This window comes from Rhizobium sp. SVR5-9E (assembly GCF_056755095.1).
In genome coordinates this window covers 69,658-81,530 of record NZ_JBNDHS010000017.1, presented here as the reverse complement: position 1 = coordinate 81,530, position 11,873 = coordinate 69,658, and the positions used below count along the sequence as shown (strand labels likewise).

The 11,873-nt window shown below is 57.4% G+C and carries 10 protein-coding genes and 1 pseudogene; 6 read left to right on the top strand and 5 right to left on the bottom strand.

Features of this window, described 5'->3' with window-relative positions:
- A partial coding sequence (locus tag ACPYOJ_RS11275) for a 4Fe-4S dicluster domain-containing protein (RefSeq protein ID WP_481416330.1) occupies positions 1-225 on the top strand: 225 nt, incomplete at its 5' end.
- A gap of 124 nt (positions 226-349) precedes the next feature.
- Here ACPYOJ_RS11275 and ACPYOJ_RS11270 read toward each other — a convergent pair.
- From ACPYOJ_RS11270 to ACPYOJ_RS11260, 3 genes are read right to left on the bottom strand one after another with little or no spacing between them, the layout of a single operon-like run.
- Positions 350-1,240, bottom strand: a complete 891-nt coding sequence (locus ACPYOJ_RS11270) for an ABC transporter permease (RefSeq protein WP_481416329.1) — start codon at positions 1,238-1,240, stop codon at positions 350-352.
- 31 nt (positions 1,241-1,271) lie between these two features.
- Positions 1,272-2,288 carry an ABC transporter substrate-binding protein gene (locus ACPYOJ_RS11265; protein WP_481416328.1) on the bottom strand — a complete coding sequence of 339 codons (1,017 nt, stop codon included), beginning with the start codon at positions 2,286-2,288 and terminating at the stop codon, positions 1,272-1,274.
- A 59-nt stretch (positions 2,289-2,347) separates the two neighbouring features.
- A complete protein-coding gene (locus tag ACPYOJ_RS11260; RefSeq protein WP_481416327.1) occupies positions 2,348-3,130 on the bottom strand; it encodes an ABC transporter ATP-binding protein in 783 nt (260 codons plus the stop codon).
- A 286-nt stretch (positions 3,131-3,416) separates the two neighbouring features.
- Here ACPYOJ_RS11260 and ACPYOJ_RS11255 point away from each other — a divergent pair, with 286 nt between their 5' ends.
- From ACPYOJ_RS11255 to ACPYOJ_RS11235, 5 genes and pseudogenes are all read left to right on the top strand, one after another.
- Entirely contained in the window at positions 3,417-4,625 is a 1,209-nt protein-coding gene (locus tag ACPYOJ_RS11255; protein ID WP_481416326.1) for a mandelate racemase/muconate lactonizing enzyme family protein, read from the top strand.
- The gene (locus ACPYOJ_RS11250; protein WP_481416325.1) at positions 4,622-6,022 is read left to right on the top strand and encodes an MmgE/PrpD family protein; all 1,401 of its coding nucleotides are present in this window, start codon (positions 4,622-4,624) and stop codon (positions 6,020-6,022) included. Before ACPYOJ_RS11255 ends, ACPYOJ_RS11250 begins: the two co-directional genes overlap by 4 nt.
- A 437-nt stretch (positions 6,023-6,459) precedes the next feature.
- A pseudogene (locus ACPYOJ_RS11245) lies at positions 6,460-6,693 on the top strand (chromate transporter); the annotation flags it as partial.
- Between the two features lie 697 nt (positions 6,694-7,390).
- Positions 7,391-7,843, top strand: coding sequence for a (2Fe-2S)-binding protein (locus tag ACPYOJ_RS11240; RefSeq protein WP_481416324.1), 453 nt, complete (start codon positions 7,391-7,393; stop codon positions 7,841-7,843).
- Positions 7,844-7,857: 14 nt separating this feature from the next.
- Positions 7,858-10,002: a xanthine dehydrogenase family protein molybdopterin-binding subunit gene (locus tag ACPYOJ_RS11235; protein WP_481416323.1), complete on the top strand. Its 2,145-nt coding sequence runs from the start codon at positions 7,858-7,860 to the stop codon at positions 10,000-10,002.
- Positions 10,003-10,280: 278 nt separating this feature from the next.
- On the opposite strand, the gene ACPYOJ_RS11230 is transcribed toward ACPYOJ_RS11235, so the two are convergent.
- Positions 10,281-11,174: a fructose bisphosphate aldolase gene (locus ACPYOJ_RS11230; protein WP_481416322.1), complete on the bottom strand. Its 894-nt coding sequence runs from the start codon at positions 11,172-11,174 to the stop codon at positions 10,281-10,283.
- The gene (locus ACPYOJ_RS11225; protein WP_481416321.1) at positions 11,167-11,868 is read right to left on the bottom strand and encodes a DsbA family oxidoreductase; all 702 of its coding nucleotides are present in this window, start codon (positions 11,866-11,868) and stop codon (positions 11,167-11,169) included. The genes ACPYOJ_RS11230 and ACPYOJ_RS11225 overlap by 8 nt, the downstream gene beginning before the upstream one ends.
- Positions 11,869-11,873 lie beyond the last annotated feature (5 nt).

The following is an 11,873-nucleotide window of genomic DNA, read 5'->3' as shown; positions in this document are numbered from 1 at the left end:
ATGGCGCTGCAGAAATCGTCCGAATACGGCGTCTATGCCGGTCCCTCGACCCGCTACTGTCCGGCCGGCGTCTACGAATGGGTGGAGAAGGATGGGCAAGAGACCTTCGTCATCAACGCCCAGAACTGCGTCCACTGCAAGACCTGCGACATCAAGGACCCCAACCAGAACATCAACTGGGTGCCGCCGCAGGGCGGCGAGGGGCCGGTCTATCCGAATATGTGAGGCGGTTCGGGCCGGGCCCAATGCCTGCCTGCGAACCGCGGACCTCATCTCAAGATGATGATGCAAAGGCCCGGCTGATTACTCGGCCGGGCCTTTATCGTTGTTTCCGAACTGGCCGCTCTGGTCAGAGCGGCTTCACTTCCCATTTTTCCGTCGTCTTCCGCTCGAGCGTGCGAACGATAAGCTTCTCGGTGGTGAAGCCGACGACGGAGATGAGGATCATCGACATCATCAGGTCGTCGGCCCTGAACTGAAAGCGCGCTTCCGTCAGGACGAACCCAACACCTGCTTTGGCCGACAGCATTTCAGCCGCAACGATCATGCGCCACGCGCCGCCGAGCGCAATCCGCATGCCGGTGATGATATATGGCGTTGCTGCCGGCAAAATGACCCGCCGCAACAGCGTGAAACCCTTTGCCCCGTAACAACGCCCGGCATCGATCAGGATCGGATTGATATTACGCACGCCCGCTTCGGTATTGAAGAACATTGCAAAAAATTCGGCCATGAAGACGACGAAGATCACCGCCTTGTCGGTCAGGCCGAACCAGAGAATCGCCAGGGGGATCCAGGCAATGCCCGGGACGGGGTAGAGAAGCCGGATGACCGGCTCCACAAATTCCCGCGCCGTACGGTATCGGCCGATGATGATGCCGGCCGGAATGGCCACCACCGCCGCAACGGAAAAGCCGATGATCGCCCTGATGAAACTCATGACCAGATGAACGTAGATGTTCGGGCCGTAAAGCCATTCATCCGTCCTCGACAGTGTCAATGTCTGGAAGATGTTCTTGAAGACGGCAATAGGCCCGGGCAGAATAACTTCTATGCCATAGAAGCTCGAGACAGCCTGCCAGAAAACCAGCAACCCAATGATCCCGATAGTTGCTCGAATGGTTCGCCTGCGCAGCTCGCTCGCTCTGCGCTTTTTCCCATAGTTGGCGAGCTGCTCCGATCCAAACGAAACATCATCGAACTTCGAATAACTGGCCATCTGACCCGATAAATCTGACATTACCTCTCCCATTCTCCTGTGGCGTCGAGCTTCACGCCTGGAAGCTCAGATCGAAGACATCGCGGAACGGGTCGAGCTTCTTGCTCAGCTCGCCGCGCTCGACCATTGGCGTACCGACGAAGTTCCACCACTTCTCGGCCTGCTCCTTCGACATTCCGATCGTCGGGTTGATACGTTCATAGGCGTCCTGCAGAATTTCTTTCTTCGTCCCGGACCATTGCGAAATGATCGGAATCATCTCTTCCTTCGATGACTTCTTGTAGAAGTCGTTCGCCGACTGGGTGGCCTTCATGAAGGCGCGCGCAAGATCCCCCTTGCTCTTCAGGAATTCTCGGTTTGCAGCCATGAATGTCATTGGCGGCGGGTTGGCGCCGAAATCGCCACGAGATGCCGACATGAAGAGATGTCCGCCTTTGTTCTTGATTGCGAGCGTCGTCGTCGGTTCCGAATGAAGAAAGCCATCGATCTGATCGGTCAGAAGTGCGGTCGGCATATTGCCGCCTTCGACCGTTAGGAACTGCCATCCGAGTTCCTTGGTCGTCATCTTCTTCTCCGTCGCCAGCCAGCCGCGCATCAATGCGAGGTGGTCCGAGGATGGTGACGAGACACCGATACGAATGTCCTTTCCGACGAGTTCATCGAAATTCTTCGGCTGCAGCTTGGTGCTGAGGACGAGGTTTGTGTGTCCCGGATTGGAGCCTGAAATCACCGAGAGACTAGGCGCGCTGCCTGCATCCACCATTCGGGCATTCAGTCGAACGGACTCAGGACCACCGCCATAGTATATGTCGAGGTCGCCGTTGAAGAGCGACTGGATACCGTCGACGGTCTGACCGGAGGTGAAGCGTTGCGCCTGGACTTCGAACCCGGCATTCTTGTAGGCGCCGATGTGGTCGGCAACGCCATAGGCCAAGGTCGTCAGATTGGGATACAGATAACCGAGCTTGATCACGCCTTTGCTTTGCGCCTTGGCGGATAGTCCACCGGTCGAAATAATCGCAGCGCTTGCAAGGGTGCTGATGCCGAACTGCCGGCGGGTCATTTTCATTGTAATATCCTCCCTTTGAATTGGTGTTGAGCGGCGCCCCTCGCGCCGATCCTGTTCGATCAATGTCCGCTTGTCTGACGCATCCGTTCGGTCAGGTCGGCTTTCAGCTGATTGAATTCGTTGCTGTCGCGATTTCTTGGCCAGGGCTCCCCGATTGAGATATCGGCGACGATGCGGCCCGGAGAGGGCGCCAGGATTATGACCCGGCTTGCGAGCGCCACGGCCTCCTCCACGTCATGCGTCACGTAGACCACGGTGCGTGGTTCCGCGAGCCAGGCCTGTACGAGATAATCCTGCAGGCTCATGCGGTTGATCGCGTCGATTGCCGAAAACGGCTCGTCCATCAGGAGAACCGATGCAGCCTGAAGGCTCCATGCGCGAGCGACCGCAACACGATGCTTCATGCCACCGGATAATTGGTACGGATACTTGTCGATCGCGTCCGAGAGACCAACGATCTTTAGGACTTCCTCGGCCCTCTCCCTCGACCTCTGCTTGTCCCAGCCAGCCATTTCAAGACCGAATGTGACGTTTCTCATGACGGTCAGCCAGGGAAAGAGCGCAGCTTCCTGAAAGACAATTGCCCGATCAAGGCCAGGCCCGTCGATTGCTTTTCCATTGACCAGCAATTCCCCTTTCAGCGGCACCATCAGGCCGGCGAGCATGCGCAGGAAACTGCTTTTGCCGCAGCCACTCGGCCCCAACACGCACAGGAACTCGTTTTTGCGTACCTGCAGCTCGAATTTGTCGAGCGCCTTACTCCAGCCGGTCGCCGTCTCGTAGGCATGGCTGAGCGCGATAGCTTCGATCACATGGTCATCGGTCTTCGCAACCACATTCATTCGGTTCATTCCTCCCGGGCATATACGTCCTCACATATTTCACAATATGGAACACAATTTCATCAAAACTGTACGATGACGAAGCAGCCGAGTCAATCAAGGTCGAATAAAATTGGCCGTGAGTATCGCGTGACGCGGAGCGCGGATGCTGCTTGACTGGGGAAACGAGATCTAATTATTATGAAATCTCGTTCCATGATATGAAATATTGATTTGGCCTGCACTGTCTCAGATGCGGATCCGGTAATCCGGACGGTAGGGGTCATCACCAAAGGGAGGTTTGCTCGTGATTTCTGCAACATCAACGGGATTTCGAGACGGTCCGCGCGTCGAGCGGCTTGAAGTCTATGTAACCGACCTGACGATGCGTTTGCAGCGGATGCGATCGACCGGCGGGTATGACACCGGCGCAATGGGACAATTATTGGGCAAGCCTGTGCTACTGAAGCTCTTTGCAGAGGGCATCGTCGGCTATGGACAGATCCGCCCCCTCGCCCCTCATCACTCCATGTCGGAGACCTATGGGAGCATCATCACCGCCATCACCGAAGTCTATGGCCCGAAACTGCTCGGGCAACGCGTGTTCGACATCGAAAAGATCACTTCTGAGTTCGATCTGGCCGGGCCTTTCAATTTCAATGCGCGCGCGATCATCGATCACGCCCTCCATGATGCCTGCGGCAAGGCGGTCGGCCAGCCGGTCTACAATCTCATCGGCGGGCTGTGCCAGGAGCGCCTACCGCTGGAATGGTCGATAAGCATGGCAGCCGATGTCAAAAAGATGGTCGCCGACGCACAGAGAGCCATCGACGAATTCGGCATCAAGGTCCTGTGCATCAAGGCCGGCCATCCACAGGGTTGGAGAAAGGATCGCGAGCATCTGGCCGCCATCCGCAAGGCTGTAGGCGACGACATCGTTGTCGGTCTCGACCCGAACACGGGATGGAGCGTCGCCGAGACCATCCAGGCGCTGGAGGGCATGGAATCCTATCGCGTCGGATATCTCGAACAGCCGATCGACAGGAATGACCTCGAAGGCATGGCGGAAATTCGTCGCGCGGCAAAAGGTGTGCCGATCATGGCCGACGAGGCCTTGAGTTCCATCCAGGACGCACGGCGCATCGTGGAGGCAAGGGCTGCTGACGTTCTTTGCATCAAGCTCTACAAGCACGGAGGCATCACGCCGGCACGCAAGATTGCCGCGATCGCCGAAGCTGCAAACATCAAGATCAACTGTGGCGGCCTCGCAGTCCAGTCGCAACTGGAGGCCGCCGCCGGCGCGCACTTCTACGCAAGCCGGGCGGCAAAGCAGGTCATGCCGGCTGCCGAGTTCATCTTCGGGTTGGGCATTTTGGACCCGGATCCTCTCGTGCCCGAAACTGATTTCACCATCAGGGACGGCCACGTCACAACTCCATCAGGGCCGGGTCTCGGCATAGCTGTCGATGAGAAGGCGCTGGAAGCCTGCGCCCTCCGCAAGGACGTGCTGCAATGATTGCAACAGGGGAGAAGCCACCGATACAGAACGACGTTCCGGCGACGTCCCTGCTTGGTCATTGGTCTGCCGCGCTGCATTTCGATGATATTCCTGGCGATGTCGTGGCGCATCTGAAAACCTGCCTCCTGGACGGTCTGGGGTGCGCTATCTTCGGATCGCGGCAGCCTTGGGGCCGTATCGTAGCCGAAACCATTTCCGACTGGAGTGGCGACGGCCGGTCCGCCCTCTTCGGACATCGGGGTAACGCCTCTCCGCCCGACGCAGCCCTGATAAATGGCACGGCCTTGCACGGCTTCGAGATCGATGATGTTCACGTCGCATCCTCCTACCATCCCGCGAGCGTGACGATCCCGGCGGTCTTTGCCGTCGGAGACGAGCAGCAGATATCCGGGAAGGAAGCCATCACGGCTCTCGCCGCCGGCTACGAGGCTGGCATCCGGCTGGGCATCGCGGCGGGAACGAAGCATTCCACTAGCGGCTACCATGTCACGGGCACGGTTGGTGCGGTGGGAGGCGCGGTCGCCGCGGCGCGGGCTCTTGCGCTTGATGGGGACAGGACGACGCACGCGATCGGCATCGGCGCAACCCAGGCGGCGGGGCTCTATTCGGCAAGATTAGGTGCCATGGCAAAGCGGTTTCACGCTGGGCGTGCGTCGCAGAGCGGCGTCATCGCAGCTTATCTTGCACGGCGAGGCTTTACAGGCAGCGAAATCGCCATCGAGGCCCCTGTCGGGGGATTCCTGAGCACCCTGAACGGCCAAGGGCCGGCTAGCAGGATTACGGACGACCTCGGCACTCGCTGGGAAACCCGCCGGGTAGGATTCAAAATCTATGCCGCATGCGCGAGCGCGCACACCATCGTCGATGCGCTTGATGCGCTGATGACGAAGGGATTGGCCGCTGACAACCTCAAGTCGCTCGAGATCGGGATGAGCCGGAAGGGAGCGTTGAACGTCGGTTGGGATTATAAGCCAGGAGAAGTCGTATCGGCGCAGATGAACGGTTATTATACGGCAGCGGTGAAGCTACTAGACGGCGCAGCCTTCGTCGATCAATATCGGCAAGAGCGGCTCGCAGATCCAAGGATACTGGCCCTTGTCCGGAAAATGAAAATCTTCCACGATCAGGCGCTTGACGCGGGCGGCGCTGAAAAGCGGCACGCCGTCAACGTCATGGCAGACTTGCTCGACGGACAGCGCCTCGAAGTCCATGTGGAACAACGCAGCGGTAGCGCCGAGCATCCTTTGTCACACGACCAAATCAAATCAAAGTTCACGAGGCTCGCGCAAACGCTTCTACCGGAGCAAAGAATCGCGCGCATCTGCGATCTAGTGGCCGGTCTGGAAGAACTTCCAAAATTATCGGCACTGTCGGCTTTGCTTTCGCAAAGCTGAGAGTGGAACGATTTTGTAGCTTTCTGGCTTACCGAGCCTCTTCTTGTCGGTGCAGGGGCCGCCGCGGTCGGAATATCGCTGTCCATGGGCCTTCATGCCGCAGGGTGGAGCCGGCCGCGCCGATTCACATCGCTCATCTTGCTGGCAATCACGTTTCTTGCGATCGCAACGTTTCAGCTTCCATTGTTTTGCACAGTGCTCGCGGTCGGCGGCACGGGTTTCCTGTGGGCATACGGGGAGACAAGATCAAACAGGTTGCGGGTAGATCCCAGCATAGCTCGGATGGCCGTGTTTCTGCCGCTGTCGGTCATAAACCATCGGCGGCGGTCAAAGTGCAATCTCCGAAATCCAACGCAGGCCGTTGATCTACATCCTTGGCTGAGCGCGCGGGACTTCATTGACACTTAGACAATTTCCCGGATGCCCCTGGACCAGGCTCGCTGATCGCAACCTTGATCGGCTGGGAGGCCGATTGTGCAGCCGATGCCGCCGTTGCTACGCTTTGCCTATTCGGACCAACGTCATTCCTAATGTACGCTGTCGCGCATCAGTGGACGAAACATCGCGGAAAGCCGTGGCAGATCGCGTTGTCGACTAGGCCTCGTCCGGTGGACGCCGGCATGATTCTTGCGGCAACGTCGTTTCTCATGCGGTCGAGACCGGTGGACTGATCGGGATCTCATATGTCTGATGTCCTCGGCGCCGCCGATCGCGAAACGCACTAGCCCGATGTTGGTTATCGCGTTGGGGCGCCATCATCAACTGCAGTGCTGTCCTGGTAATGTGCCGATTACGAAACCAGAAAGAAGCCAAAGCACAGGCCCCCCTCTCCCCAAAGCACGTCCGAAGATTGAAGCTTTGCTCAGCGGCCATGCTTGCTCGTTTCCAAAGTCACTATTTACCAAAATACAAGTTTTGAGCTTTCATCTGACGGATACTGGATGACGCTCTTGAAGGGGTCGAACCATCGACCAGGCGATTTCCCTCGTGTGGCATATCGTTGATTTATGGAACTTGCGAGGCCGAGGGTCCGGATGTGAAAGTTTCAGCGTAGCCATCATTCATGGCGTTCGGCCTTGGTAGTGGCACCCAGCAGGACGTGCAAGGAATTCGCAAAAAAGCGCAGGCGCAACCGCGCCGAATAGAGACGAGCTAATTCTCGTGGAAGATAAGCAAGACTATTCCGCCAAGATCAATCAGCGGCGGTGCTTTGCGGCGAGGAGAACATTGTCTCCCTAATCCTAGGCGCGACAGCCATCCTCGACCAGCTGCAAATTTGCGCAACAACGGCGGCAAAAATTCAGTTTGAATTCGGCGCGAATTGGCCTGCATGGTCCGGCAAATCTGTCAGGCACGCGCGAGGCTCCTATGCCGCTTACAATTTCCGTCAACGGAAATATTCACGACGTCGACGTCGACGACGATACTCCCTTGCTATGGGTCCTGAGAGATGTACTTGGCATGACCGGCACCAAGTTCGGTTGCGGCATGGCGTTGTGCGGCGCGTGCACCGTCCACGTTGACGGGGTCCCTACACGGTCCTGCATTACGACGATCGACAGTCTCGGCGACAGCAAGATCATCACCATCGAAGCGATCGGACTCACTCCCACGGGTGCAGCGGTTCAGAAGGCGTGGCTCGACCTGGAGGTCGTTCAATGCGGTTACTGTCAGTCAGGGCAGATCATGTCCGCGGCCGCTTTGTTGGCGCAAACGCCGAAACCGACGGATGAAGACATCGATGCCGCAATGTCGGGCAACGTCTGCCGTTGCGGCACTTATCAACGTATTCGTGCAGCCATTCATCGTGCGGCAGCGTGACGGAGATCCCGCAAATGACCAATGTCGAGCTCGATCGCCGGCAATTTCTGAAAGCCGTAGGCACCGCGACCGCCGCACTTGTCGTACCGATTGCCATCGTGCCCTTGCAAGCTTACGGCGCCGCGTCATACGTGCCAAATGTCTTCATCCGTATCGACGCAACGGGCATGATCACTTTCACCATGCCGATGGCGGAGATGGGACAGGGCGTTCATACCGCACATGCGATGTTGCTCGCCGAAGAGCTGGAAGTCGGTTTGGACAGGGTCCGGCTTGAGCAGTCTCCGCCCGACGACGCCAAATACGCCAATCCGATCCTACATGTGCAGACGACGGGTTTGTCGACGTCCATGCGCGCATTCTGGCTGCCACTACGGCAGGCAGGAGCTGTCGCGAGAACGCTGCTCATATCGGCTGCTGCGAAAAGCTGGGGCGTTGATCCCGCAAATCTTCGGGCGCGGAATGGCTCAGTCACAGATGGCCGGCGGCAGATCGCCTACGAGAGGCTCGTCGACATTGCATCGCAACTGCCCATCCCGGATGCGGGCAGCGTCACGCTCAAGGATATTTCGAACGCAAAATTGATCGGCACACGTGCCCGGCGGATGGATACACCCGACAAAGTCAACGGCAAGGCGCAATTCGGCATCGATGTTCTCCTGCCGCGCCTGAAGTTTGCGGCAATCGCGATCACGCCGGTACGAGGTGGGAAGGTCCAGGCGGTCAATCAGGCTGCAGCGCTTTCCGTCAAGGGCGTCAGGCAGGTTGTCGATCTCGGTGACGTCGTCGCTATCGTTGCCGACCACACGGCGGCGGCCCGCAAGGGACTAGAGGCCGCTTCAATTACGTGGAATGACGGCGCCAATGGACATGTCGGGAGCGCCGACTTCATTAAGCAGCTCGAGGAAGAGTCCAGGCAGGCTGGCGCGGTTGCTCGTGATGATGGGGATTGGAAAGGTGCAATGACAGCTGCCGAAAAGCGGATCGACGCGGTCTATCAGTTGCCCTTCCTCGCGCATGCCGCCATGGAGCCGATGAATTGTACAGTTCACGCTCGAGGCGACGGTTGCGATATTTGGGTTGGCACGCAGGCACCAACCGAGACACAACGTGCTGTCGCGGAGGTCATGGGTCTCGCGCCCGAAAAAGTACGTGTTCGCAACCATCTAATCGGCGGTGGGTTCGGTCGCAGGCTCGACGTCGACGGAAGCGTTCTGGCCGCCCGCATTGCAATGAAGGTCGATGGTCCAGTCAAGGTCATCTGGAGTCGCGAGGAGGATATCCAGCATGACCTTTACCGCCCCTATTACTACGATAGGATCTCTGCCGGACTGGACGGAAGTGGACAGCCCAAAGCCTGGACCCATAGAATTGCGGGATCCTCTGTTGTGGCAAGGTTCCTGCCCCCTTTGTTCAAGGACGGTCTGGACTTCGACGCCGTCGAAGGGGCAGCAATGCCGCCATACGCACTTCCCAATATCCACGTCGACTATGTACGCGTCGAACCTCAAGGTGTGTTGACGGGTTTCTGGCGTGGCGTCGGGCCGGTTCACAATGTTTTCGTTGTCGAAAGCTTTATCGACGAACTTGCACTGGCAGCAAACAAGGATCCACTCGCCTACCGCGAGATGCTTTTGGCGCACAACCCTCGGGCCTTGGCTGTCCTCAAGCTAGCCGCGTCGCGTGCGGGATGGGGCACACCTTTGCCGAAGGGACAGGCACGAGGGATTTCGCTCCAGTCGGCGTTCGGTAGTTATCTGTCGCAAGTGGCCGAGGTTGATGTTTCGGACAGCGGAACAGTCAAGGTTTTGCGAATTGTTTGCGCTGTCGATTGCGGCATTGCGGTCAATCCCGACACGATTGAAGCTCAGGTTGAAGGTGGTACGCTTTTCGGCCTCACTGCAGCCCTGCACGGAGCGATTACCTTCGCCGGTGGACGGGTCGAGCAGTCAAATTTTGACACCTATCTTCCGATGCGCATCGACGAAGTCCCAGTCGTGGAGACGCATATTGTTGAAAGTAGCGAAGCACCGGGTGGCCTCGGCGAAGCGCCTACAGCTGCCGTGGCACCAGCGGTTACCAACGCCATCTTTGCGGCGACGGGCAAACGCGTGCGCACCTTGCCGATCAATACCGGCTCTCTTAAGCGCGGTAGCTAGCGTATCCGTTTTGATAAAGGATGTTCTAGCTTCCGTTTTCGGTTTCTTAGGCAATAATGCGTTTGCCAGCACGATGAGCTTTCCTATGACGGCCGTTATGGCGACCTTGGGAGGCCTTGCCGTCTTGCCGGTGAGAGATGCCTCCTCAGCAACAAAGGCAACGGCGGCTTCGTCTACGGCTCCTCTGCCCGATCCTGCCGACCCCCATTAGAGCGCTCAAAGCGACTAAATTTTGGGGAACCGCCCATGCCGCGATGCTGGATTCGGCTGTCTTCCCGTTAGTCTTTCTTAATGCTCGCCTGGTAAATTTCATTGATGCTGTTAGAGAGAGCGTTATCGATCGCGATGTCCGTCATTGGGTACCGAAGATCTTCGGCAAGCGCACGCGAAAAACTCGCGATAACCCCTCTGTTGTGCCGGAGCTTTTCGCAAGCATCGGCGCGACTGTAGCCACCGGACAGCGCTAGGACGCGCATGACATTCCGTGATTCAACAAGCGGCCTATACAGGTCAGGAACCGTCGGAATTGTGAGCTTAAGAATAACGTTCATACCGTCAGGGAGGGTGGCGAGCCTCGTGCCAATTTCATCGCGGAGAATTGTTTCGGCGCCAGCCTTGTCCGGGCTGCTAATCAACACTTCGGGCTCGATGATGGGCGTCAGTCCATAACTACTGATATGCTTGGCGACCTGGAACTGTTGTTCCACAATGGCAGCAATCCCCTTAGCGGATGGAAGTCTAACCACCGATCGCATTTTTGTTCCGAAGATGCCCTTCCTAACCGCGCGTTCCAGCAGGCTGTCGAGCTTCGGCATTGGTCTCATCAGCTGCACACCGTCAAGCTCCGGTTCACGACCGCTGTCGACCTTAAGCAAAGGTACGATATGCCGATCCTGCCATAGATAAGAGGGAATGGGCTTGCCTTCGATATCGCTGTCCATCGTTTGTTCAAACAATATCGCGGCGATGACTTTGTCACCTGAAAAGGCTGGTGCCGTCACAATCCTCATCCTCATTTCGTGGATGAGCTTAAACATTTGCGCTTCACTGCTATATGCACTGTCCGGAATTCCATACAAGCGCAACGCTTCCGGTGTGGACCCACCGCTCTGGTCAAGCGCTGCAACGGAGCCCGGCTTGCCAGCCATTTGCGCTGCCATCTCTTCAAGCATTGCTGCGGTCTCCCTGCGAATATTGACCGCCTTGATTCCCGTGCTTGGCTAAGTGAACGAAGGGTTCGAACATGTCCTCAGACACAAAGCCTCTTATTGCTCGCCCACCCATCAGCCACGTGGGCGTCGCCGTGACGCCAATTTGATGCCCCAAATGCTCGCTTTCACTGAGCCAAACGGCCGCTTCGCCACTAACGAGGCTATTGCGCAGGCTATTCGTATCGACAATTACCTCCCCGACACATCGTACCACGACATCCAGGTCTCCGATATCAAGGTCCTCCGCAAAATGAGCGCGAAACAGTCGACTCTGAACGGGCGCAAATGACGAGGTTTCATTCCGGCGCACCCACTCCGCAGCAGAAAGTGCAAGGCGAGAGTTCGGCAGGCGTGGTGGCCAATGAAGTGGTAGGTGAAGAATTGCAGCATCACTTTCGATTCTCTCGTACATGACGCCTATGCGCTCACCAATATGCACACCTTCTTTGGGAATATCGGGATGTGCCTGAAACGGAAGTTCTACGACGACGACGCCGTGATCCATCAAGAATCGGGTTCGTGCTTGACCCAGGTAGCAGAATGGGCAGGTCAGATCGTACCAATGCAGTGCGATAGAACCCTGTGCAACAATGTCAGCCAACATTCCGGGACTGGCGGATAGGATCTCATTATCGTTGACGAACATGTTGCTCATTGCTT